Below are 24,413 nucleotides of genomic sequence, written 5' to 3' on the forward strand. Positions count from 1 at the left end.
TAAGCCGGGCTGTGGCTATTTCAGTTTGTAACCTCGGTGCAGGGCGACGATACCGCCGGTGAGGTTCTTGAGCTGCAGGCGCTCGAAACCCGCCGCGCGCAGGTGGGCGGCGAACTCGTACTGAGAGGGCCAAGCCAAGATGGATTCCGCCAGGTAGTCATACGCCACGGCGTCGGTGGAAAATAGCCGGGCAATCGGCGGCATGACCCGGTGCAAAAAGAACCGATAAACTGCTCTAAACGGGGCAAAAGTCGGGCGGGAAAACTCGCACACCACCACGTGCCCGCCGGGGCGCACCACCCGGTAAAACTCCCGCAAAGCCCGGTCCGGGTCCGACACGTTGCGCAGCCCGAAACTGATGGTGACGCAGTCAAAAGTGTTGTCAGGAAAGTCCAGGTTCATCGCGTCGCCCTGCTGAAAGTCGATCTCCGGGTGACGCCGGCGCCCCTCGGCAATCATGCCTTCGGAAAAGTCGACCGCCACAACTTTGGCTCCGGCGCGCACGAACTCAATCGAGCTGGCGCCGGTCCCAGCGGCCACATCTAGCACCTTCAAAAATGGCCGTGTCACCACCGCGCGCTTCACATGGGCGCGCCACACTTTTTCCTGCCCCAGGGAGGCGAGGAAATTCATCAGGTCGTAACGGCCGGCCACGGCGTTGAACATGGATTGGACGTCGTGAGGATTCTTGTCGAGGTTCGCGCGCATGGGTTCTATCCTACCGCCAGGTCCGCGGCGGGGTTTCACGTCATGCCCTGCACGAACGACCGATTTCGGTTCGGTTTGGAGCCCCTTTATTCAGCCAGAATCGGGTCTAACAGCGGTTTTGCACAAGCACGGTGGTGCAATGACGTAGATTTAGGTCTGAAATCGGTCGTTCGCGCGGGGTTGGAGAGTCAGCCGGGGGCGCTTCGTCGCGGGGGCGCTCGCGAGAGGCGAAAGGGGGAGTGCCCCCTCGCGTTTTGCGCGACTATTGTCGCAAAACGCTCACCCCCCAGCCTCTCGCTGAGTCGCCCCCCTGCTCCGGTCGCGCCCGATGTCCCGGCTTGCGTGCGGTGATGAGGGGGAGAAATGGCGTCAAACTAAGCGTCAATGGTGCAGAGTCTTGCGTCAGGTCTGCTGCACGCACGCTTTGAGCGATTTTGCTACATGTAACAAAATCGCTCAAAGCGGCGTTCCGCAGTAGTAATACCTGGATTTAGAGGGAGCGAGTCTGGGTTACGCCAAGCTACACTTAAGGCGTATCTATCCTCGCCGGTCAGCACAGACTGTCGTGTCGGCTGGCGAGATTACCGACCGCACACCGAAACTCGAATACCCCCAACAGTTAGGAAACACCATGAATTTAGATTCTCGTCCCCTCGCCCCACACCCTTATGCTGAGGCGCTCCCGCAGCTACCGTCCTTTACCCTCACCAGTGAAAACTTGCAGGAGGGAGTGGCCATGCCCCGCGACTTTTCCGGGGAGGGCGCAAACCTTTCACCCCAGCTGTCCTGGTCTGGGGCGCCAGCGCAGACCGCCTCTTATGTCCTGAGTTGTTTCGATCCTGATGCCCCCACGCCGTCCGGCTACTGGCATTGGACCGTGGTGGATATTCCCCCGTCAGTGACTTCCCTGCCGCTGGGGGCAGGAGCGGACGACGCGACCATTCAGGCCGTGACTGAGGGACGGGCATTTCATATCCGTAACGATACCGGGGTTTTTGCTTACGACGGCCCGTTTCCGCCGGCGGGGGACCGGGAACATCGCTATGTTTTTGCAGTTCATGCCCTGAAAATCCCCAGCCTTGAGCTGGCTCCGGACACCGCGACGAACGCCACGGTACACTTCATGAGCCTGTTCAACGGATTGGCGCGCGCGACCCTGACCGCCACTTATCGCCGCTAGTGGCTTAGCAGCGCGGCGGCGCTAGGGCAGCGGTCGCACCCAACCCGCCCATTGGCAAGGTCGGGTAATCCTCCCGCGCGCCCCGCGGGTCACTCAGCCGACAAGTCCAGGCAATCCCGGATTGGCGCCAGTTTTGCCCCGGTTTCCCGCCACTCGGTTTCTGGGTCGGAATCTGCCATGATGCCCGCCCCGACCCAGGCCTCCACGCCGAGCGCATCGAGCTGGGCGCACCGCAGCGCCAAAGCCAACTGACCCCCACCCTGGGCATCGACCCAGCCCACCGGCCCGGCGTAACGCCCGCGATCCGCTTCAAACCGGGAGATAAACGTCCGCGCAAAATCCCGCGGCAGCCCGCACACCGCCGCCGTGGGGTGAAACTGCGCGACCAGGTGCAACAGCGTCTTGCCCGCCGGCACCCGCAGGTGCAAATCCGTGGCCAGATGGGTCAGATTCGGCAGCTGTAACAGGTAAGGCCCGCTCGCCCCCAAATCGGGGTCGACGCGACGCAAAGGCTCCGCCACCGAACGCAGCGCCACCTGGTGTTCCGCCAAGTTTTTCGCCGAATGAGCCAAATCCACGTCCTCGCCGGGCGTCGCCGTGCCCGCCAAAACTCGCGAATGTGCCCGTCCCGAGGCAGCTTCCAGCAGCATCTCCGGCGTGGCTCCGACCAGCCCTCCGACATTGAAAATCCAGCAAGTCGGGTAGCGTTCGCGCAGGCGGGCAGCCAAAGCCCCGCCGGCTGCCCGTGCCCGCTCCGCGCCAGCCTCCCCGGCGAACTCGAAGCGTGCCGGGCGAGCCATCACGATTTTTTCCGCTTTGCCCGCCCGGATGGCGCGCACGGCGGCGGCGACGTTTTCCTGGTAAGACGTTTTTCCCACTACGGCGGCGGGTCGCGTCTGCAGGGCATCTTGGCGCTGGCGGTGGGGAAAGTTTTTAATCCAAGCTATGGCGGCCCGATACAATCGGGCCGCTCGAGGCTCATCGGGACTCGCGGCCTGATAAGCCACGGTAATCCACGCCCCCTCCTCGTCGCTTCCCACCAGGAATGACGGCAGGACAAACACCGGAGTCGCCGAGCGGTTAAAACCAAAGGACGCAAAAGCCACCGGGCCCGTGCCGCGTCGCTGCACCGCATCAAACACCTGGGCGTGGCGTCCCACCAGGAACCACGCCGCCCCAGCCCGATCCAGGTCTGAGCCGTCCTCCCAATGCCAGGCCGGCGCAAAGTCCTGACCGGGAAAATCTCCCAAACCCGGCGCAGCCAACGTGAGGGGGGCGCCTTGTGCAGGGGGAGAAGCAAAGAAAAATCCGTCCGTGGGGAGCGCCGCGGCCTCCATCGGAACCAGCTCCGGGTACAAATCGCGGTCAAGGGCGCGAGTGTGGACGAATAGCACCCATCCATCCTAGGTTCCCCGTCCTCGCGCCCAAAACCAGCAGGGTAGCATGCGGGTGGACTCCCGACGCGGCCCTACGCCCGAGAGCACAGAACCTCCCACCAGCTGCAATACCGTAATTTGATGCGGGTATTGTTTAGTGCCACTGAGGTTCGGGGTTCAATCTGACGTTCGACCCCGGGGGTGTCCCCCGTGTCGCCGCGTCGTGATATTTCAGAGCCGGGAGAACCGGGAGCCCGCGGGTTCCCGGTATATCGTCACAGGTTTATAGGATGGGTGGAGACGTTGCCAGCAGTGAGCAGGGAAATCCGCGCGACAAACCTGCCGGGCCGCGGCGGCTACCGGCCAGCCGTCCCCTCTCAATAGGGACCCAAGTCCCAATTAGAAAACTCTTTTTTTCCTAAATCGAATCCCCACCACGGGGCCTAGATTGCGCAAAATCACGAGAAACTCGGCGATAATCCTGCATTTCGTACAAAATTTACTGAGTTCGGAGGAAAAACTGTAGGGTGGAGCTGGCAACTCGCTTGGGAAGATTTTGCTGGTTATGGTGCCGGCAGGCAACTCAGGTGTTTTCAAAGATGGAGAAGCTATGAACGTTTACGTAGCGCTGCTGATAATGCTGTTAGTAGCCGCGGTAGTGGCCTTAGCTGGGGTTTTGTCCGGTTATCTGTTCGGTCCCACGAAACCAAACCGCGTTAAGAATGCCAAGTATGAATGTGGCTGTGACCCCACTCCGGCTCGCGGAAACCAGGCGCGTTTCCCGGTTAAGTACTACCTAACCGCCATGATGTTTATCGTTTTCGACATCGAGGTGGTTTTTCTTTACCCCTGGGCGATTTCCTTTTTCCAGCAAGGAAAGTTCGGCATGTTCGTCATGATGACTTTCGTGGAACTGCTGGCAGTGCCCTTTATCTATGTGTGGGCCCGTCGCGGCTTTGACTGGAACTAAACCGTTCCAAGTATTTTGGAGGAAACCATAAAATGTTGGATCAAAATTCTGACGGCTTGGCGGCCTTGCCGGAAAAACTCACTGATTTTGCTCGCTCCCTCTCGATTTGGCCCGTCACCATGGGTTTGGCGTGCTGTGCTATTGAGATGATGGCGACCGCGGCCTCGCGTTTCGACATCGCCCGTTTCGGTTCGGAAGTGTTCCGTTCCTCCCCGCGTCACGCTGACGTGATGCTGGTTTCGGGTCGTGTCTCGCACAAGATGGCCACCATCATGCGCAACGTATATGACGAGATGGCCGACCCGAAGTGGGTCATCTCGATGGGGGCTTGCGCTTCGTCCGGCGGCGTGTTCAATAACTACGCCATTGTGCAGGGCTGTGACCACGTGGTGCCGGTAGACATCTACCTGCCGGGTTGCCCGCCGCGTCCGGAGATGCTGCTGGGGGCGTTGCTGAGCTTACGCGACCACATCAAGGTCGATCCTTTGGGCAAGAATCGTGAGGAAGCCATCCGCAAGGCGGAAGCCGCGGCGCTACAGGCGGCCTCGTTGAACGACATGAAGGGACTGATGGCGTGAGCGAAGAAACTCAAGATTTGCAAGCCGCCCCGGAGGGCGAGCTGGAGCCGAAACTGCCCCAGTACGCCAATCCTCGCGGCGAATCCCTGGGGGTGCGCGACAACCCGTTCGGGGTTCACGGCACCGGCGACACTTCCGGTTACGGCCAGTTGCATCGGGAAGTTATGATGCCCGGGCAGTCCCCGAAGCCTTACGGGGGCTGGTTCGACGACTGCGTGGACTACCTGGAGGAGGATTTGCGCAAGGCCGGGGTGGATCCTCTCACTGCCATAGACCGGGTCGTCGTTTCCCACGGCGAGCTGACGATTCACGTCGCTCGTGAGCACCTAGTGACGGTCGCGAAAGCGCTGCGTGACGACCAGGACTTGCGCTTTGAGTTGTGCATGGGCGTGTCCGGGGTGCATTACCCGCACGACACCGGACGGGAACTGCACGCCGTGTACCACTTCATCAGCGTGACCCACAATCACAACCTGCGTATCGAGACTGCGGCCCCTGAAGACGACCCGAAAGTCCCCTCCATCGTGGATATTTACCCCGGAAACAACTGGCACGAGCGGGAAACTTTCGACATGATGGGCATCATCTTTACCGGCCACCCGGCCTTGACCCGGTCCTTGCTTCCCGACGATTGGGTCGGACACCCGCAGCGTAAGGACTACCCGCTGGGCGGGATTCCAGTGCAATTTAAGGGCGGCACTGTCCCGCCTGCTGACACGCGGAGGAGCTACAGTTGAGTACCGAAACTATGAACCCAGAGGCAAAAACGCAAAATGTTCATGCCGCGGCGGGGGCTGGCGAATACGTGCCGGGAATGCCGGAGTTTTCCGTTCAGGACGGGGAATGGGCCGCGATGGCCGCGGACCTCGAGTCGGCTCACAATGACCGGATTGCCGTCAACTTGGGCCCGGTGCACCCCTCCACCCACGGCGTGCTGCGCGTCATCGTGGAACTGGAGGGCGAAACGATTAAGGATTGCCGCCTGGGCACCGGCTACCTGCACACCGGTATTGAAAAGTCTATGGAATACCGCACTTATAACCAGGGCGTGGCCTACTGCACCCGCATGGATTACGTGGCGCCGTTCTTTACCGAAGTCGCCTGGTGTTTGGCGGTCGAAAAAGCTCTGGGTGTGACGGACCAGGTGCCTCGGCGGGCCAACGAAATCCGGGTGCTGTTGATGGAGCTGAACCGGATTGCTTCGCACCTGGTCGCTATCGGCACCGGCGCGAACGAGCTGGGCGCGACGACCATGCTGACCACCGGGTTCCGGGCTCGTGAAGAGATTCTGCGGATTTTTGAACACATTACCGGCCTGCGCATGAACAACACCTATATGCGTCCCGGCGGCGTGTCCAACGACCTGCTGGACGACACCATCGACATGATTCGTGAAAAGCTCCCGCTGGTCAAACGCGACATTGGCGAAATGCAGGACTTGATTATGGCCAACCCGATTTTTATTGGCCGTATGAAGAACGTGGGGTGGCTGCCGCTGTCCACCATGATGGCGCTGTCCCTGACCGGTCCGTGCCTGCGAGCGGGTGGTTTGCCGCTGGATATGCGCAAGCTGCAGCCCTACTGCGGGTATGAGACTTACACTTTCGATGTTCCCACCCGCGACCATTCCGACTGCTACACGCGTACCGAGGTGCGTTTCGAGGAAATGTACCAGTCCCTGCGCATTGTCTACCAGGTGCTGGATCGTTTGGAGCAAAGCGAGGGTGAGCCGGTTATGATTGCTGACCCGAAGTTCGCTTACCCCTCCAAGTTGACCATCGGCGCGGACGGCCAAGGCCAGGATCCAGAGCACGTGTCGCATATTATGGGGCATTCGATGGAGGAACTCATTCACCACTTTAAGCTGGTGACCGAGGGGTTCCGAATCCCGCCCGGTCAGGTTTACGCCCAGATTGAACATGCCAAGGGCATACAGGGCGTGCACCTGGTGACCGACGGCGGTACCCGGCCTTACCGGGCGCACTTCCGCGACCCCTCTTATGCAAACCTGCAATCTGCCTCCATGATGTGCGAGGGCGGCTTGATTTCTGACTTGGTGGTGTCAATCGGCTCGATTGACCCGGTGTTTGGAGGTGTGGATCGATGAAACCGTATCCTGAGGACGTCAAAGCGCGTCTGGTTCGCGAGGGTCGAGAGATTATTGCTCGCTACCCCGAGGGGCATTCGCGTTCGGCGCTGCTGCCGTTGCTGCACCTGGTGCAGTCCGAAGACGGCTTTGTGTCCGCCAACGGTATCGAGCTGTGCTCCGAACTGTTGGGCATTAGCCCCGCGGAAGTCTCGGCGGTCGCTACGTTCTATACCCAGTACAAACGCCGTCCCAACGGGGAATACAACGTGGGGGTGTGCACCACTTCGCTGTGCGCCGTCATGGGCGGCGACGAGATTTGGGAAACCGTGTGCGACCACTTGGGCATCGGTAACGGGGAAACGACCGCGGACGGGAAAGTTACCCTGGAGGCGATTGAATGTAACGCGGCCTGCGACTTTGCCCCTGTCGTCATGGTGAACTGGGAATTCTTTGATAACCAAACCCCGCAATCGGCCGTGAAACTGGTCGACGATTTGCGTGCGGGCAATCCAGTGAAACCGACCCGCGGCCCGAATCACGTCCCGACCTTTAAGGAAAACGAACACCTGTTGGCTGGTTTCGAGGACGGACTTGCTGACGAGGGAGAATCCGCCGGTGTCCCCACCCTGCTGGGCAAGCGCATCGCTGCGGAAAGGGGTTGGGGAATCCCCAGCGACCCGGGCTGGTCAGCTCCCGAACCGAAGGACGGTGAATAGTCATGAGTGAACTGAACCTGACTGACATTCCTGGTGGCGAGGTGCCGCTGACCCCGATCTTGTCGGATATGTGGGGTGTGGATCGGTCTTGGACCCTGGAGGCCTACCGGGCTCGCGGGGGATACCAGGGTCTGGAAAAGGCCAACTCGATGGATCCCGCCGATGTGTTGGCCGCCGTGAAGAACTCGGGGTTGCGCGGCCGTGGTGGCGCGGGCTTCCCCGCGGGTTTGAAGTGGTCGTTCCTGCCTCCCGATGACGGTTTGCCGCGCTACCTGACGGTGAATGCCGACGAGTCCGAGCCCGGGACCTGCAAGGATATTCCGCAAATCATGGCGAACCCACACGCCCTCATCGAGGGAATGGCGATTTGTTCCCGGGCGATTCGCTGTGAACACGCTTTTGTATATTTGCGCGGAGAAGTGACCCACCCGCTGCGCCGACTGCTGGCCGCTATCCGGGAAGCTACCGAGGCGGGACTGCTGGGCGACCTCAAGATTACCGCCCACTCCGGGGCAGGAGCCTACATCTGCGGTGAGGAAACTGCCCTTTTGGATTCGTTGGAGGGCCGGCGCGGACACCCGCGGTTGAAGCCGCCGTTCCCGGCTGCCCAGGGCTTGTACGCTCGTCCCACCGTCATCAACAACGTCGAGACGATTTCCCAGGTCGCGGGCATCTTTAAGTATTCGGATAACTGGTACGCCTCGATGGGGACGGAAAAGTCCAAGGGACATGGCATCTTCTCGATTTCCGGCCATGTGGCCCACCCCGGCCAGTTCGAGGCGCCGTTCGGGATCACGATGCGGCAACTGTTGGGATACTGCGGCGGAATGCGTTCCGGTCACGACCTGAAGTTTTGGGCGGTCGGGGGTTCTTCGGCACCTATCTTTACGCCTGAAGAACTCGATGTTCCCCTGACTTATGAGGAAGTCGCGACCGCCGGGTCAATGCTGGCCACCCGCGCTATTCAAGTGTTTGACGAAACGACTTCGGTCGTGCGCGTCATGACCCGCTGGATAGACTTTTATCAGCATGAATCTTGCGGCAAATGCACCCCATGTCGGGAAGGCACCTACTGGATGAAGCAAATCATGCATCGCCTCGAAGCCGGTAAAGGCGAGGTTGGTGACGTGGACAAGCTGCTGTCGATTACTTCCGAGATTGGCGGGCGCTGTTTCTGCGCGCTGGGCGACGCGGCCATCACCCCGGTGAAGTCCGGCATTGAACGTTTCCGTGACGAGTTTGAAAAAGGTTACACAACTCCGGCTTGGGAGTTGTTCCCCTACGAACGCAGCGTGTACTACCACGAGGCATCGGGCGAGGCAGGTAAATAAATGAGCGACGAAGTGCAAATGGTCAATATCAAAGTTGACGGCAAGCCCCTGGAAGTGCCCAAAGGCACCCTGGCGATTCGGGCTTGCGAGATGGCCGGAGTGTACGTGCCACGTTTCTGCGACCACCCGTTGCTGAAGCCGGTGGCGGCGTGCCGCGCGTGCCTGGTCGAGGTAGCCATGCCCAACCGGCAGGGCGAAGTCGCCAAGATGCCCAAACCGATGCCGGCCTGTTCGACCACCTGTACGGATCGGATGGAGATTTACACCCAGTTCACCTCCGAGGTCGCGGCCAAAGCCCAAAACGGTATCCTCGAGTTCTTGCTGGTCAATCACCCACTGGACTGCCCGGTTTGCGACAAGGGCGGCGAATGCCCGCTGCAAAACCAGACGTTCATGGAAGGCAACCCGACCTCGCGTTTCACCGATAAAAAGCGTGTCTGGCCCAAGCCGGTGCGTCTGACTTCCGAGATTCTGCTGGATCGGGACCGCTGTGTGCTGTGCCAGCGCTGCGTGCGTTTCGGTAAGGAAATCGCCGGTGATGCCTTCTTGGACCTCCAAGGGCGGGGCGGCGGTTCTTCTCCATGCGATCACCACTTCTTTATGGGCGAGAACATCGGTTCTTTCGACACGCAGGTGTTGGGGATTTATGACGAGGAGGCGAACCCGGACGGCGCTACCGTCACCCCTTGTGAATCGATGACCGGCCCGAGCGGGGAGCCCGGTATTATCGGTTCGATGCATTCGGGCAACCCGGACGTGGCGCACCGCGACGTGTCCGGTCGACGTTTCGCCTCGTACTTCTCCGGTAACGTCACTCAGATTTGTCCGGTTGGCGCGCTCACAAACGCCTCCTACCGTTTCCGGGCGCGTCCCCATGACCTCATCTCGACCCCCTCGATTACCGACCAGGATGCCAGCGGGGCAGAAATCCGGGTCGACGCTCGCCGCGGAGTGGTGCTGCGCCACTTGGCGGGGGATAATCCCGAAGTCAACGAGGAATGGATTTCTGATAAGGATCGTTACGCTTTCGCGTGGCAGTCCTCCACCGACCGCTTGACCCGCCCGATGGTGCGCAACGACGCGGGCGAGCTGGAGGAAACCGACTGGGGCACCGCCCTTTCGCGGGCCGCCGCCTATGTTAAAGAATCTGCGCAAAACTCTGAGGTCACGTTCTTCCCCGGAGAGCACCTCACCCTCGAGGACTACTACGCTTGGGGCAAGTTCGCCCACGTGGTGGGTAAATCGAACATCGTGGATGCGCGCTCGCGGGACTTCCGCATGGACGAAGTGAACTTCATCAGAATGCGGGTCGCGGGGCGTCCTCTGGAAGTGACCTACCAAGACGTTGAAAAAGCGCCGTTTGTGTTCCTGGTCGACCTGGAACCGGAGGACGAATGCGCCACACTGTTCCTGCGGCTGCGCAAAGCTACGCAAAACCACGGCACGAAGGTCGCCACCCTCGCCTCGTTCTTGAGCGATGGGGCGCGCAAACTCGGCGCCACCCTGGTGCAAAACCAGCCGGGGGAGCAACTCCAAATCCTGAAAGACATCATCGATGGTAAAGGCGAGTTTGCGTGGGTGAAGGAATCCCTGAGCCAGCCCGGCTCGCTGGTGCTGATGGGAGAGCGCGCCAGCTTGGTCGTTGACGAGCTGGAATACGCCGCGCGCTTGGCTGACGCCACCAATGCTGCTTGGGCGTGGATACCGCGGCGAGCCGGTTCGCGTGCCGCTATCGAAGCGGGCTGTTTCCCCGGTCTGCTGCCGCGTGGCCGCCAAGTGACCGACCCGGCGGCTCGTGCCGACATCGACGCGGCTTGGGAACTCAAGGAGCCGCTGCACGAGAATCTGCCGCTGTGTTTCCGCTGCATGTTGACCCCCGATGCTTGGGAACAGTTCCTGCCCGGCACCACCATGGTGATGGGCGGGGTGGATCTGCGCGACCTGGAGGACCCGGACGGCACGCGGGAAGTCCTCAAAGGCGTGAAGCACGTCATCCAGCTGGAAGTGCGCAAAACCGAGATTACCCAGTACGCCGATGTCGTGTTGCCGGTGGCTCCCCCGCACGAAAAGAGCGGAACTTTCATCAACTGGGAGGGCCGGCTGCGCCCCTTCGGTCAGGCTTTGGCGTCCCATGCACTGCCGGACTGGAAAGTCATGAATCTGCTGGGTAAGGCCGCGGGCTACGACTTAGGTCTGGACTCTCTGGCCGCTATTTTGCACGAGTACGAGGAGTTGGGTCCCTGGCAGGGCATTCGCCTGGGGGCGCCGTTCCGTGAGGATCCTCCCATTGTCCCGCCCGAGGCCGGTCAGGCCTTGGTCATCACCTGGAAGCCGCTGCTGGATGCGGGGCGCTGCCAGGACGGTGAGCCGTACTTGGCGGGAACCGCCAAAGTTCCGGTGGTGCGTATGAGCGCGGAAACCGCCAGAGAAAACGGCATCACCGACTTTGCCAAGATTACGGGACCGAAAGGTGCCTTGACCCTGCCGGTGGTGCTTACGGACATGCCGGAGCGGGTCGTATGGATGCCGGAATGTTCCCCCGGATCTTTGGTTCACGAAACCTTGGGTTCGGCTTACGGCCAGCTTGTTGGCTTGAAAGCAGCGGAGGCGTAACCATCATGTACACATTGATTCCTATCCTGACCGTTATGGGAGCTGACTTGTGGCCCGCCGGGGCGTCGGCTCCGAAAGGGGCTGACTTCAGCCAGGAGACCTGGTGGATTTCCCTGATTAAAGCCCTGATTCTGATCGTGACGCTGATTCTCTATGTGCTCTTGGCACTGTGGGTGGAGCGCCGTGGTTTGGGTCGTATTCAAACCCGTCCCGGCCCGAACGTGCGTGGCCCGCTCGGTCTGCTTCAGGCGGTTGCGGACGCCGGCAAGATGGTGTTCAAAGAAAACTTCCGTCTCAAGGGTGCCGACACCCTGATTTACCTGATTTCCCCGATTCTGGTGGCATTCACGGCTTTCGCTATCTTTGCGCTGATTCCTTTCGGGCCCAACGTGACGATTGGGGGGATTTCCACCCCGCTGCAGCTGTTCGACTCCGGGGTCGCCACCTTGATTGTGTTGGCGATTTCCGCTGTCGGTATCTATGGGATTGTCCTGGGCGGCTGGTCAGCTAACTCTCCGTTCCCACTGCTGGGTTCGGTGCGTTCCACGGCGCAAGTTATCTCCTACGAGCTGGCGATGGGCACCGCGTTGGTCAGCGTGTTCATCATGGCTGGCTCCATGTCCACCTCCGAAATCGTGGAGGCGCAAAAGGATCCGAGTTGGCTGCTGGGACTGTTGCCCGCCTTCATCGTCTATCTCATCGCTTCTTTCGGGGAAACGAACCGTCTGCCGTTCGACCTGACGGAATGCGAAAGCGAGCTGGTGGCCGGACACCAAACCGAATACTCGGGAATGAACTTCGCCTGGTACTACCTGGCCGAATACATCAACATCTTTAATGTTTCCGCCGTCGCGGTAACCATGTTCCTGGGTGGCTACAAAGCGCCGTGGCCGTGGGACTTCATGAACCCCGTCACCGGATCTCCGTGGTGGGGGATTCTGTGGTTCACCCTCAAGGTGTGGTTCCTGTTCTGGATTTTTGTGTGGGTTCGCGGCACTCAGGTGCGCTTCCGCTACGACCAGTTCATGAATCTGGGCTGGAAGGTCTTGATTCCCATCGGCTTCGTGTGGATGATGGCGGTGGCCTGGATTAAGGCTCTGCCCGTGTTCTTCGGCTTCAACTCGCAACAAATCATGATTGCGGTGGCTGTGGTCTGCGTGGTGCTGCTGGTCATCGTGATGCTGATTCCCATCAAGAAAGTAAAACCGCCCGTGGCCAAACCCTTTGACCCGATGGCGGACGGATTCCCGGTCCCGCCCCTGCCCGGACAGGAGCTGCCCCCCAGTCCGCGTTCTGGACTCTTGAAAGTTACTCCCAACACCCCGGCTGAGACAGCCATCACGGGCGGAAAGGAAGAAAAATGAGCGCAGAAACTTCTGACAACAATTTGGTGGCCTCCCCTGACGAACCGGAAAACGCCGCTGGTGCCGGTCCTGCCCCCACCGCGGACGCGGATCCGCAACTGTGGCAACGTAAGAAAAAAGGCCCCATCGCGGAGTCTCTGAAAGCAGTCGCCGGTTTCGGGGTCACGTTCCGCAACTTCTTCCGCCCCTACGTCACCGAACAGTACCCCTTCGAAAAGGTGCCGACCCAGCCGCGCTACCACGGACGCCACCAGCTGAATCGTTATCCGGACGGCTTGGAAAAGTGCGTGGGCTGCGAACTGTGCGCTTGGGCGTGCCCGGCTGACGCGATCTATGTGGAGGCCGCCTCGAACACCCCGGAGGAACAGTACAGTGCCGGCGAACGTTACGGGCGGGTCTACGAAATCAACTATCTGCGCTGCATCTTTTGCGGCATGTGCATCGAAGCCTGCCCGACGCGGGCCCTCACGATGTCCAACGATTACGAGATTTGGGACGACAACCGCGAGGATTTGATTTTTGAAAAGGACCGCCTGTTGGTTCCTTTGGATGCCGGAATGCTCGACACGCCCCACCCGATGGCGTCAGGCACTTCTGACATGGATTACTACAACGGAAGCGTCACCGGCCCGACCCCCGACCAGATTGACTGGGTCGCGAGTCGCCGTCCGCACGATGCCTCCTTGGCCAGCGCCGGGAAACCGGCACAGGAGGTGAAAGCATGAGCCACTTGCTGCAAGCGGCCGCGACCTTACCCGAGATGGGCACCGGTCAGACAATCTTCGTGGTGGCGTGTTCTGCTCTGGCGTTGATTGCGGCTTTGGGTGTCGCGTTGTCGAATCGAGCTGTTCACGCCGCGGTTTACATGGTCGCCATGATGGTGTGTGTGGCGGGTATCTACTTTTCGGTTGGTGCCGAGTTCCTGGGCGCGGTCCAGATTGTGGTTTACACCGGAGCCATCATGATGATGTTCCTGTTCGTCATTATGTTGGTGGGGGTGCAAGCCGTGGACTCGCCGCGAGATTCCAAAGTCGTGACCGTCGCGGTGTCGGTACTGTTGGCCATCGCCTTCGGGATTATGGCGATAGTCGCGGCCGCGAACACCACGGTGAACGGGGCTCCGGCGCAGCCCAGCGGGGATCCGAATCCGGTCCAGCTGGCCACCGAAGTCATCAACACTTACTATGCTCCGCTGGAAATGATTGCCACCCTGCTGATTGTGGCCGCGGTCGGGGCGATGAGCCTGACCCACTCTGAGGCGCTGTTGCCGCGCGTGACCCAGTCTTTCCTGGTGAAGCAGAGGATGAAAGCGTACCGGGAGACTGGTCACGTGCTGGGTCAGACCGTGCCGCCGGGCGTTTATGCCGAAACCAACGCGTTGGACGTGCCGGCTATCAGCGGCGAAACCCAGCGTCCGGTGCCGGAATCGGTGCCGCGCGTGGTGCGAGTTCGCGGCGAAGAACGGTCGCTTGGGGAAGCCTCGCCGTGGACGGCTCGCGCTTTGGCGGCCGAAATCAGCGGCGACGTGAGCTTGCACGGAGCGAAAACCTCCACACTGGTCGCGCGTTCCGGCGCGGCGGGAATGCCCGGACCGGGCGCTCCCGAGATGACGGCGGAACTGGAAAAGCCGCTCGACAAAACTATTGCGGGCCAAACCGAACCTGGTGAAGCCACGAAAGAAGGAGAAAACGCATGAACGTGATGTTCCTGGTATTCGTGGCCCTGGGCCTCTTTGCCGTGGGCGCCCTGACCGTGCTGCTCCACCGTTCCGCAGTGATTGCCCTGATGGGTGTGGAAATCATGCTGAACTCGTGCAATATCGCGCTGGTGGCTTTGGGAGAAGCCAACGCTAACATGACCGGCCAGGTCCTGGCTTTCTTTGTGATGACCGTGGCGGCGGCGGAAGTCGTAGTCGGCTTGGCCCTGATTGTGTCGCTGTTCCGCTCCCGGCGCACCACCTCCCTCGACGACTTCAACCTGTTGAACGGCTAAGGGGGAAAGGAAAATATGTTGCAAACTTTCAATCTTGTCAACGGGCTGGCTAGCGGCGCGATTCTGGAATTCGGGGCCGCCACCGGCATGGCTCAATACGCCTGGCTGATGATTGCCATTCCTTTCGTCAGTTCCATGTTCCTGCTCATTGCGGGACGTCGCGTGGATTCCTGGGGACACTACCTGGGAATGCTGGCGCCGTGGGCTTCCTTCGTGATTGGCGTGGCCATTCTGGCGGATATGCTGGGACGTTCCCCTGAGAATAGGGCGCAAAGCCTGATGGTGTGGAACTGGCTGCCCGGCTCGGAAGTGAACGTGAACTTCGGTCTGCTGCTGGATCCGCTGTCCATCTCGTTCGTGATGCTGGTGACGTTCGTCGGTGGCCTGATTCACATCTATTCGGTGGGTTACATGGCGGCTGACCCCGACCGGCGCCGTTTCTTTGCCTACCTGAATTTCTTCGTGGCCTCCATGCTGACCCTGGTGCTGGGCAGCTCTTACCTGGTGACGTTCGTCGGTTGGGAAGGCGTCGGTTTGGCGTCCTACCTGCTGATTGGTTTCTGGAACCAGGTTCACAACAACGCTTTGGCCGCGAACAAGGCTTTCATCATGAACCGTGTAGGCGACTTGGGGCTGCTGCTGGCGATGATGTCGATGTTCGCCGTGGTCGGCTCCGTGGATTTCGCTGATGTGCTGGGCGTCACGCTAAAGCCGGGTTGGGCCACCGCGATTGGTCTGTTCCTGTTGCTGGCGGCCTGCGGTAAATCCGCCCAGTTCCCCCTCCAAGCCTGGCTGGGTGACGCTATGGCCGGCCCGACCCCGGTGTCCGCGCTGATTCACGCCGCCACGATGGTGACGGCCGGCGTGTACCTGATGGTTCGTTCCGGTGCTATCTATACTCAAACCCCGGTCGCGTCCCTGGTCGTAGCCATTATCGGGGCAATCACCCTGCTGTTCGGAGCCATCGTCGGGTGTGCGAAAGACGACATGAAGAAGGTCCTGGCGGCCTCTACCATGAGCCAAATCGGTTACATGATGCTGGGGGCGGGCCTGGGTCCGGTCGGCTGGGCATTCGCCATCTTCCACCTCATTACCCACGGGTTCTTTAAAGCCCAACTGTTCCTGTCTGCCGGTGCGGTCATGCACGCGATGAGCGAACAGGTCAACATTCGCCGTTTTGGCGGGCTGTTCAAGGTCATGAAGATTACCTGGTTCGCGTTCTTTGTCGGCTGGCTGGCTATCCTGGGAATCCCGCCGTTCTCCGGGTTCTTTTCCAAGGACAAAATCATCGAGGCGGCCTTCCTGCCCAACCCGAACTTCGGGGCCTGGTATCCCTGGGTATTCGGTCTCGTTGCCTTGGTCGGCGCCGGTATCACCGCTTTCTACATGTCCCGCCTGTTCTTCCTCATCTTCCACGGTGAAGCTCGCTGGACCACCGAAGCCGAGGGTGCTCCGGTGCACCCGCATGAGGCTGGTCCGTGGATGACCATTCCGCTCCTGGTGCTGTCCGTGTTCTCCATTGCGCTCGGCGGCCTGCTCTCGGTAGGCAACCTGTTCGTGACGTGGTTGAACCCCATAGTGAATATCGGCACCCGCGGTCAAATGGTCGAACCCGGCGAGCCGGTCATGCCCGAAGCCCTGCTGATTGGTTTGACCCTGGCAGTCGTCATCATCGGTGTGGCCACCGCTTGGGCGCTGTTTATGAAACGTCCGGTCGAAAAGTCTGTGCCCGAAGCCAACGCCTTCATCATGGCGGCCCGCGAGGACCTCTACCAAGACGCCGTCAACGAAAAGGTTGCTATTATCCCCACGCTGGCGCTGTCCTCCGGGGTGGCGGTGGCAGACCGGGCGGTCATCGACGGCATCGTGGAAGGCTCCGGTCGGCTTTCTCTCTGGCTCGGTAAAGTCGGGGCGCTGGCCCACTCCGGCTCCCCGCGCCGCTACGCTGGCTGGACCCTGTTCGGCACAGTTTTGGCTCTTGTCTTGGTATTGGCGACAAGGCTGTGAGGTAAACAAAGGATGAACATGGTTTTGACTCAAACAACTATTCCGACAACGGCTGGTTTCCCGTGGTTGTCCTTGCTGGTGTGCATTCCGATGGGGTTTGCCCTGGCAATCTGGCTCATCCCCTGGCTGCGTTCCATCGGCCGGGAAGTTTCCCTCGCCGTGTCCACTGCGGTCCTGGCGGGCGTGCTGGTGGCCCTGTTTACCAGCTATGACTTTGCCCCGAAAACGCCGGGAGCTTTCCAACTGGGCGAGTCCTACGCTTGGATGCCCGCAATTGGCCTGTCTTGGGCGTTGGGCGTCAACGGGCTGGGTATGGTGATGATTATCCTCGCCACCGCCCTGACCCCCCTAGTCATTCTGGCCTCCTGGCGGGACGACACCGACTCGAACGCGGCAGCTGGATACGCCGCCCTCATCCTGGCTTTGGAATCCTTCATGGTGCTGCTGTTTGCCGCCCGTGACCTGCTGCTGTTCTATATCGCCTTTGAAGGGATGCTGATTCCGCTGTACTTCCTGGTGGGTCGTTACGGTAACGGGGATGCCCAAGTGCGCCGCCACGCCGCCATTAAGTTCGTGCTGTATTCCCTGGCGGGCGGTTTGGTCATGCTGTTCGGTGTCATCGGCGTCTACGTGTATTCCGGCGGCGGAGACCGAGCTTTCCACATGGATTACCTGACCTCAGGGAACTTCCACCCCGGTACAGCCGAGATGTGGATTATGACGACTTTCCTCATTGCTTTCGCGATCAAGGCGCCGATGGTGCCGGTGCACACCTGGCTGCCCTCCACCGCGGCGGTCGCCCGCGGCGGCACTTCCGTGCTGCTGGTGGGCGTACTGGACAAGGTCGGTACCTGGGGCATGATTATGTTCTGCTGGCAGCTGTTCCCCGCGGCCTCCGCCAAAGTCGCGCCGGTTATTGTGGTGCTGGCGGTTATCTCGATTCTGTGGGGGGCGCTGGCGGCGATTTCGCAAAAGGATCTGCTGCGTTTGGTGTCTTTCACTTCCGTGAGCCACTTCGGTTTCATGGTGTTGGCTCTGTACATTGGCTCCCAGACCGCGATTGAGGGCGCCATGCTCTACATGGTCGCCCACGGGGTCTCTATCGCCGGCTTGTTCCTGTTGAGTGGTTGGCTGACCACCCGCGGCGGTACCCAAGGAATCGCGGCCTACCGCGGTTTCCAGCGGGTCACCCCGACTTTGGCAGGCTTGTTCCTGGTGTCGGGGTTGGCGGCTATCGCCCTGCCCGGCCTGTCTGGTTTTCTGCCCGAATACTTGATTCTGGTCGGCACGTTTAAGATGAACATCGCGGCCGCAATCCTGTCTATCTTGGGCGTAGTGTTGGCTTCGGTTTACCTACTGGTGCCTTATCTGAATGTGTTTACCGGGCCGATTGACGGCGCGGTACGCGAAGCCAAGGATTTGAACTGGCGAGAAAAGTTCATCATGGTTCCCCTAGTGTTGGCGATGTTCGGTTTGGGTGTCTGGCCCGGACCGACCTTGGATCTGATTAAGCCCGACGCCGCCCTCATGTATCAAGCGGTGTCTAGCAGCGGATTGACGTCTGCCCCGGCCGTCTTAGCCACGAGCGAAGGAGGCGCCAAATGAACGCGATTCTTCCGGTGATTGTGAAAACCTTGGAGGTTAGCCCCGTGGTGGAATGGGATGCACTGAGCCCCTTGCTGGTCCTGCTGGGTGCCGCCGTGTTGGCGACCCTCATCGAGGCTTTCCCCTGGCCTGGCTTCCGTAAAAGCGTCAACGCTTTCCTGACCCTTGGCGGCATCATTGCAGCGATTATCCTGGTCGCCTGGCGTTTCACCGTGGTCGGTCAGCAGGGAGCGCGCCAAATTGCAGCGGGAACCCTGCTCGAGGATCAGATTTCGCTGGGTTTCCAGCTGGTTTTGCTGGTTGTCGGGTTGTTGGCGGCTATCGTGGTCATTGACCGCTCTACCCCGAACGACGGCTCGTTTGCTCCCCAAGCGGCTGACGCCCCCGGCTCGTCCCAGGAGGACTACGCGATTAAGATTCGCTATCAGCGCACGGAAATGTACGCCTTGTTCCTCTACTCGCTGGGCGGCATGATGGCCTTCATCAGCTCGGGGAACCTGTTGACTCTGTTCGTGGCGCTGGAGCTGATGAGCTTGCCGCTCTACATCATGAGCGCGATGGGTCGCCGTCGTCGCCTGCTGAGCCAGGAAGCCGGTCTGAAATACTTTATCCTCGGCGCTTTTGCTTCGGCATTCTTCCTGATGGGTATCACTATGCTCTACGGTTACACCGGGACTTTGAACCTGGTGGAGATGTCCAGCGCGGTGTCCTTGAATCCGGGCTTGGACTGGATGCTCCTGACCGGCGGAGCCATGCTGCTGGTCGGCTTGTTCTTCAAGGTTTCCGCCGTGCCGTTCCACGCTTGGGCTCCCGATGTTTACCAAGGTGCGCCCTCGCCGATTTCCGGCTTCATGGCGGCCGGGGTGAAAGTCGCTGCTTTCGGCGCTCTGCTGCACTTGTACAGTTTCCTCTACGCGCAGCTGAGCTGGGACTTCGTGGTCCTCATGTGGATAGTTATCATCGCGACCATCGTGGTGGGTACCTTCCTGGGCATCGTCCAAACTGACGTGAAACGGATGTTGGCTTACTCTTCGATTGCGCACGTAGGCTTCATCATGATTGCCTTGTTCGGGCCTACGAACGGCGCATTCACTTCCATAGTCTTTTATGTCTTGGCTTACGGTGTCGCCACCATCGGCGCTTTTGCGGTCGTTTCGATTGTGCGTGACGAGGACGCAGAAGGCACGGTGCGTGGGGAGGCTTCGGCGCTGAGCTCCTGGGACGGTCTGGGACGCAAGCACCCGGCGATGGCAGCCGCGATGGCTATCTTCCTGCTGAGCTTTGCGGGTATCCCTCTGACCGGCGGATTCATCGGAAAGTTCGTCGTGTTCGAGGCGGGCTTGGCGGCGGATCCCGCCAACGGAATCTTGATTCTGATTGGCTTGCTGGCCTCGGTCGTTACCGCGTTCTTTTACTTCCGGGTCATCATGCGCATGTTCTTTACTGAACAAGCTCCAGACACCGCCACCATCTCGGCTGGCGACGGCTTGACCAAGTGCGTCATCGTGCTGTGTGCGTTGGCCACCATCGCGTTGGGCGTAGCCAGCCAGCCGCTTTTGGCGTTGTTTACCCTGGGCGCATAGTCTTGGACACGTGAGTAAAAAACTGGCCGACACGCAATACCCGGTCTCGACCGACTCTGTCCTGCAGACCCCTGGCTCACTGGAAACGAAACTCCTGGAAGCCTTGGATGACGTCGAACAGATGCTGGTGCGGGAAACCCAGACGCAGCGAGAAAACACCTCAGAGCTGGTTTCCCACCTGCGAGCCGCGGGTGGGAAACGGATGCGTCCCCTGCTGACCCTGCTGATTTCTCAGCTGGGAGCCCCGAATCAGCCGGTGTCCACTCAGGTTAAGCAAGCCGCGGTGGCGGTGGAGTTGACCCACTTGGCTTCGCTGTATCACGACGATTTGATGGACGAAGCAACCATGCGCCGCGGAGTACGCGCGGCTCACGTGCAGTGGACGAACACCCTAGCGGTGATGGCGGGGGACTTGATTTTTGCCCGTGCCTCCCTGCTGGTTTCCGAACTCGGGCCCACCATCGTGGCGCAGCATTCCCAAACTTTCGAGCGGTTATGCCTAGGGCAAATGCACGACATTTTCGGTCCCGGAGATGACGATGACCCCATCGAGTTCTATATTAACGTGCTGCGGGACAAAACCGGCGCGCTAATTGGCTGCGCGGCGCTGTATGGGGCGGAGCTATCCGGCTGCGACGCGGCTACGGTCTCGGCGGTGACCCAGTTTGGCGAGGATTTGGGTGTGGCGTTCCAGATTGCTGATGATGTGCTGGATTTGCAGGCCACCGAGGCTCAAAGCGGGAAAACACCAGGGGCTGACCTGCGTGACGGCACGAAAACCCTGCCCGTCCTGCTGTTGGAAAAGACCGTGCAGGACGGCCGGGACACCGAGCCCGACCGGGCCTTGTTGAAAGCGATTGGCGATACGGATTCCCTGCAAGACGACGCCGTTTTATCCAAGGTGGTAGCCCAATTGGCGGCGCACCCGGCGACGGCGGAAACAAAGCGTCTGGCAGGAGAATGGGTGGAACGCGCCTTGGCGCATTTGCAAAACATTCCCGACGGCAAAGTCAAACACGCCCTAGTTGAGTTTGCCCACCTCCAGATTAATCGGCTCCAGTAGTTAGAGCGTAGAACCTGAGAGGTCTTGGGGGTTCCGGCTGAAACGGCACATCGGTGCCGTTTCTTAACGCCTCCGCGCTGTTGTCGCGCCGTTTTGACGCTACTTCGTAGCGTTGCCGTTTTATGTTTGTGGTGCTACGCCTGAAACGGTGCACCAGCACCGTTTCTTAACGGCTCCGCGCTGTTGCCGCGCCGTTTTGACGCTACTTCGTAGCGTCGGCGGCGCGGCCTGTGAACTCATTCATTGTGTCGGCGACGCCGAAGAATTCCACCATTGCGTCCATGAAAGGTACCGGGAATGCTTGCAAAATTTGTACCAGGCGCACAATCGGGGGATGGACCTTAAACTGGGTACCTTTGTCGATTGCGTCCAAGACCTGAGTAGCGACTTTTTCCGGGGTGAGGATGGGCAAAACCAAGGAGAACTTCGTTTTCACGCCGGCAAACATCCCGGTCGAAATGTAATACGGGCAGTACAGCAACGTGTGGACGTGAGAACCCATGTGGCGCAGCTCCTCACGCAAGGATTGCGCGAAACCGACCGCCCCGAACTTGGAACCGTTGTAGTCACTCAGGCGCGGCACCCCAACCAGCCCAGCAGCCGATGCGATAGTCACCACCGAGCCCCGGTCTCGGGCAATCATACCCGGCAAGAACTCGCGAACCGTACGATAGTGGGCAATCGTGTTCACTTCGAAAGAACGCTGCACGTCACGGTCGGTCGTTTCCAACACAGGTTTACCGGTGACGATACCGGCATTGTTGATGAGGATGTCGACCCTGCCGTACTCGCTCAATGTCTGTGCGGCGGCTTCATGCACGGCCTCGGCATCGGTGACATCCACCGTGAACGCCCCGGAACGGAACCGCGGCGCCGTAGCGGCCGCTTCCGCCATACCGGCCGTTTCCGCCCCACCCTCGGCATTCAAATCCCACACAATAACGGCTCTGGCTCCGCGCCGAGCCGCTTCCACCGCCATCAGCCTGCCAATCCCAGACCCCGCCCCGGTAATCAACACCACGGCGCCCTTTATCGGAGCCTTGTAAGGTTTGAAAAACAACATCTTGCCTGCCTTCCTGCAAAGTTTTCTCAACCGAGGGCTGACATAGACCCCGGATTAGACCAAATTCTATTCCTAAGGCGCAATCGGCGTGGGCCAAACGGTAGGATTGAGGGCGTGAGAAAAAAGACGCAGCTGACCGGGGACGCTGGGCAACCCGCCGAGCTCGCCGCGGCAACCCCCGAGGACACGCGGTCGCACACTCACCGCAAGAAGGCTAAGAACTCGCCGTGGTGGACTGACTTGGTCGTGGGAGTGGTCGTCGCTGTCGTCATAATGGCGCTGGCCAAGGCGTTTATTTTTCAGTTTTTCGTGATCCCTTCCGAGTCGATGGAGAACACCCTGATGAAGGGCGACCGGATTTTCGTTTCTAAGATGAAGAACTTTCAGCCCATTGAACGCGGCGACATCGTGGTGTTCGAGGATCGCCACAACTGGCTGCCCGACGAGTTTAAGAACGACAACCCTACCGGTTTCGCCGCAACTGCTTTCGGACAGGCTCTCGATAGGGGACTGCGGGTGCTGCAGCTGAAACCCGAATACCCCGGAGGATACCTAGTGAAACGCGTCGTCGGGGTCAGCGGGGACCACGTGACCTGCTGCAGTATCCAGAACAAGATTGAGATCAACGGCAAGGCCGTGGCCGAACCTTACCTGAAAAAGGGCGCGAACACGATACCGGTGCCTTTTGATGTGACCGTGCCCGCCGGCAAGTACTGGGTGATGGGGGATAACCGCGATAATTCCGGAGATTCCCGCTACCACCAGGACGACAACAACCACGGTTTTGTGGACGAGAAACAGATTGTCGGCCGCGTCATGCTGCGCTACTTCCCGGTGAGTCGGATTAAGACTTTTTCCAACCCGGGTCTCAATCAGCTACCCCGCGCGACGAAAACGACCCAGCCTCCCATTAGCCAGCCGCCGGATAATCAGCCGCCGACCAAACAGCAACCCCCGACTTTGCCGCCGGCCACCGAAGCCGTCTCGCCCGGGGCCGTCCCGCCCGGAGCTTCCCCGGAAGGCTCGAAAAACGGTAAATAGCGCGAAAATTCGTACTGTAGGCGGATACTTCCCGGCGATATTTCGTTCACTTATCGTTACAATCAAAGCGTGAAGAAACATTTCAATGGCTTGAAGACCGCAGCTCTGCTGGGAGTGCTGTGGATGGTACTGCTGGCGATCGGCGCCCTGTTGGCGGGCGGGACCGGCAACCGGATGTGGATTGTCGTGTTCGGAGCCATAGCCCTGATTCAAACCGCGGTGGGATATTGGAACTCGGACAAAATCGCTTTGCGTGCCATGAACGCCCAGCCGCTCACCCCCCAGCAGGCCCCCGAACTGTATTCGATGGTGCAGGGCTTGTGTCAGCAAGCTGACCAGCCCATGCCGGCCTTGTACATCGCCCCGACCCAAACTCCCAACGCGTTCGCGACCGGACGTAACCCCCAGCATGCGGCGGTGTGTGTCACCCAGGGCATTCTGGACATTCTGGAGCCGCGCGAACTGCGAGCCGTGCTGGGTCACGAACTCATGCACGTGTACAACCGAGATATTCTCACGTCCTCGGTGGCGGCTGGTTTGGCCGGAGTCATCACGTCAATAGCCCAGTTTGCCCTGTTCTTTGGAGGGCGAGACCGTGAAGGCGGGGGCGTTATTGCCACGTTGCTGCTCGCCTTGGGGGCGCCGATAGCGGCCTCTTTGATTCAGCTGAGTATTTCTCGGACCCGCGAGTTCGATGCGGACGAGGACGGGGCTCGCCTAGCTAATGACCCGTTGGCGCTGGCGTCGGCGCTAAAGAAGCTGGAAACCGGGGTGTCTCGCGCCCCGTTGGCGCCCACTCCGCAGCGTCAAACCGTGTCCGCCATGATGATTGCCCACCCGTTTAGGGCACGTAACCTGTTCTCGACCCACCCCCCGATGGATCAGAGGATTAAGCGTCTGGAAGAAATGGCGGGTTATTAAGTCCCGAAACACCGCCAACTTTGGGGCAGAGTTTTTTCCGGCGCGAAAAACCCCTAGATTAGTTACCGTGAGTGAACTGAAGCGGGATTTGTGGGCTTTGCCCAAAGCACACTTGCACCTGCACTTCACCGGGGCGATGCGTCCCCAGACCCTGCTGGAGTTGGCTCGGGAAACCCAGCAGCGCCTGCCCCGCTTTATGGGTGAAGGCGACCC

21 protein-coding genes and 1 pseudogene are annotated in these 24,413 nt (G+C 60.1%); 19 read left to right on the forward strand and 3 right to left on the reverse strand.

Annotated elements, in window-relative coordinates:
* Nucleotides 1–15: 15 nt before the first annotated feature.
* Nucleotides 16–708, reverse strand: a complete 693-nt coding sequence (locus tag RDL66_RS03425; protein ID WP_308535200.1) for a class I SAM-dependent methyltransferase — start codon at nucleotides 706–708, stop codon at nucleotides 16–18.
* Nucleotides 709–1,339: 631 nt separating this feature from the next.
* Between RDL66_RS03425 and RDL66_RS03430 the strand changes: the two genes are divergently transcribed.
* On the forward strand, nucleotides 1,340–1,888 hold the full coding sequence (locus tag RDL66_RS03430) for a YbhB/YbcL family Raf kinase inhibitor-like protein (RefSeq protein ID WP_308535201.1): 549 nt from the start codon (nucleotides 1,340–1,342) through the stop codon (nucleotides 1,886–1,888).
* Between the two features lie 89 nt (nucleotides 1,889–1,977).
* On the opposite strand, the gene RDL66_RS03435 is transcribed toward RDL66_RS03430, so the two are convergent.
* The gene (locus tag RDL66_RS03435; protein WP_308535202.1) at nucleotides 1,978–3,282 is read right to left on the reverse strand and encodes a chorismate-binding protein; all 1,305 of its coding nucleotides are present in this window, start codon (nucleotides 3,280–3,282) and stop codon (nucleotides 1,978–1,980) included.
* A 592-nt stretch (nucleotides 3,283–3,874) separates the two neighbouring features.
* Between RDL66_RS03435 and ndhC the strand changes: the two genes are divergently transcribed.
* From ndhC to RDL66_RS03510, 15 genes are read left to right on the forward strand one after another with little or no spacing between them, the layout of a single operon-like run.
* Nucleotides 3,875–4,234 (forward strand): NADH-quinone oxidoreductase subunit A, encoded by a 360-nt coding sequence (ndhC, locus tag RDL66_RS03440; RefSeq protein ID WP_299295393.1) that lies wholly within the window; start codon nucleotides 3,875–3,877, stop codon nucleotides 4,232–4,234.
* A 32-nt stretch (nucleotides 4,235–4,266) separates the two neighbouring features.
* Nucleotides 4,267–4,812, forward strand: a complete 546-nt coding sequence (locus RDL66_RS03445) for an NADH-quinone oxidoreductase subunit B family protein (protein WP_308535204.1) — start codon at nucleotides 4,267–4,269, stop codon at nucleotides 4,810–4,812.
* Nucleotides 4,809–5,549, forward strand: coding sequence for an NADH-quinone oxidoreductase subunit C (locus tag RDL66_RS03450; RefSeq protein ID WP_296183190.1), 741 nt, complete (start codon nucleotides 4,809–4,811; stop codon nucleotides 5,547–5,549). Before RDL66_RS03445 ends, RDL66_RS03450 begins: the two co-directional genes overlap by 4 nt.
* A complete protein-coding gene (locus RDL66_RS03455; protein WP_296183193.1) occupies nucleotides 5,546–6,919 on the forward strand; it encodes an NADH-quinone oxidoreductase subunit D in 1,374 nt (457 codons plus the stop codon). The genes RDL66_RS03450 and RDL66_RS03455 overlap by 4 nt, the downstream gene beginning before the upstream one ends.
* On the forward strand, nucleotides 6,916–7,617 hold the full coding sequence (gene nuoE, locus RDL66_RS03460) for an NADH-quinone oxidoreductase subunit NuoE (protein WP_308535207.1): 702 nt from the start codon (nucleotides 6,916–6,918) through the stop codon (nucleotides 7,615–7,617). Before RDL66_RS03455 ends, nuoE begins: the two co-directional genes overlap by 4 nt.
* 2 nt (nucleotides 7,618–7,619) lie before the next feature.
* Nucleotides 7,620–8,948, forward strand: coding sequence for an NADH-quinone oxidoreductase subunit NuoF (nuoF, locus tag RDL66_RS03465; protein WP_296183200.1), 1,329 nt, complete (start codon nucleotides 7,620–7,622; stop codon nucleotides 8,946–8,948).
* On the forward strand, nucleotides 8,949–11,561 hold the full coding sequence (locus tag RDL66_RS03470) for an NADH-quinone oxidoreductase subunit G (RefSeq protein ID WP_308535209.1): 2,613 nt from the start codon (nucleotides 8,949–8,951) through the stop codon (nucleotides 11,559–11,561).
* A gap of 5 nt (nucleotides 11,562–11,566) precedes the next feature.
* On the forward strand, nucleotides 11,567–12,925 hold the full coding sequence (gene nuoH, locus RDL66_RS03475; protein ID WP_308535210.1) for an NADH-quinone oxidoreductase subunit NuoH: 1,359 nt from the start codon (nucleotides 11,567–11,569) through the stop codon (nucleotides 12,923–12,925).
* Nucleotides 12,922–13,650, forward strand: a complete 729-nt coding sequence (gene nuoI / locus RDL66_RS03480) for an NADH-quinone oxidoreductase subunit NuoI (protein ID WP_308535211.1) — start codon at nucleotides 12,922–12,924, stop codon at nucleotides 13,648–13,650. The genes nuoH and nuoI overlap by 4 nt, the downstream gene beginning before the upstream one ends.
* The gene (locus RDL66_RS03485; RefSeq protein WP_308535212.1) at nucleotides 13,647–14,621 is read left to right on the forward strand and encodes an NADH-quinone oxidoreductase subunit J; all 975 of its coding nucleotides are present in this window, start codon (nucleotides 13,647–13,649) and stop codon (nucleotides 14,619–14,621) included. Before nuoI ends, RDL66_RS03485 begins: the two co-directional genes overlap by 4 nt.
* Nucleotides 14,618–14,917 (forward strand): NADH-quinone oxidoreductase subunit NuoK, encoded by a 300-nt coding sequence (gene nuoK, locus RDL66_RS03490; RefSeq protein WP_282921025.1) that lies wholly within the window; start codon nucleotides 14,618–14,620, stop codon nucleotides 14,915–14,917. The genes RDL66_RS03485 and nuoK overlap by 4 nt, the downstream gene beginning before the upstream one ends.
* A gap of 15 nt (nucleotides 14,918–14,932) precedes the next feature.
* The gene (gene nuoL, locus RDL66_RS03495; protein WP_308535215.1) at nucleotides 14,933–16,924 is read left to right on the forward strand and encodes an NADH-quinone oxidoreductase subunit L; all 1,992 of its coding nucleotides are present in this window, start codon (nucleotides 14,933–14,935) and stop codon (nucleotides 16,922–16,924) included.
* A gap of 12 nt (nucleotides 16,925–16,936) precedes the next feature.
* A complete protein-coding gene (locus RDL66_RS03500; protein ID WP_308535216.1) occupies nucleotides 16,937–18,529 on the forward strand; it encodes an NADH-quinone oxidoreductase subunit M in 1,593 nt (530 codons plus the stop codon).
* Nucleotides 18,526–20,112, forward strand: a complete 1,587-nt coding sequence (gene nuoN, locus RDL66_RS03505) for an NADH-quinone oxidoreductase subunit NuoN (protein ID WP_308535217.1) — start codon at nucleotides 18,526–18,528, stop codon at nucleotides 20,110–20,112. The genes RDL66_RS03500 and nuoN overlap by 4 nt, the downstream gene beginning before the upstream one ends.
* Before the next feature lie 10 nt (nucleotides 20,113–20,122).
* Nucleotides 20,123–21,175 carry a polyprenyl synthetase family protein gene (locus RDL66_RS03510; protein ID WP_308535218.1) on the forward strand — a complete coding sequence of 351 codons (1,053 nt, stop codon included), beginning with the start codon at nucleotides 20,123–20,125 and terminating at the stop codon, nucleotides 21,173–21,175.
* A gap of 202 nt (nucleotides 21,176–21,377) precedes the next feature.
* Here the strand turns inward: RDL66_RS03510 and RDL66_RS03515 are convergent, their stop codons facing one another.
* A complete protein-coding gene (locus RDL66_RS03515; protein ID WP_308535219.1) occupies nucleotides 21,378–22,238 on the reverse strand; it encodes an SDR family oxidoreductase in 861 nt (286 codons plus the stop codon).
* 114 nt (nucleotides 22,239–22,352) lie between these two features.
* Between RDL66_RS03515 and lepB the strand changes: the two genes are divergently transcribed.
* The 3 genes and pseudogenes from lepB to RDL66_RS03530 form a co-directional block, all read left to right on the forward strand.
* Nucleotides 22,353–23,279 (forward strand): signal peptidase I, encoded by a 927-nt coding sequence (lepB, locus tag RDL66_RS03520; RefSeq protein ID WP_308535220.1) that lies wholly within the window; start codon nucleotides 22,353–22,355, stop codon nucleotides 23,277–23,279.
* 69 nt (nucleotides 23,280–23,348) lie between these two features.
* A complete protein-coding gene (gene htpX, locus RDL66_RS03525) occupies nucleotides 23,349–24,200 on the forward strand; it encodes a zinc metalloprotease HtpX (protein WP_299295358.1) in 852 nt (283 codons plus the stop codon).
* 67 nt (nucleotides 24,201–24,267) lie between these two features.
* Nucleotides 24,268–24,413, forward strand: a pseudogene (locus RDL66_RS03530) (adenosine deaminase); the annotation flags it as partial.

This window comes from uncultured Mobiluncus sp. (assembly GCF_902488535.1).
Classification (GTDB): Bacteria; Actinomycetota; Actinomycetes; order Actinomycetales; family Actinomycetaceae; genus Mobiluncus.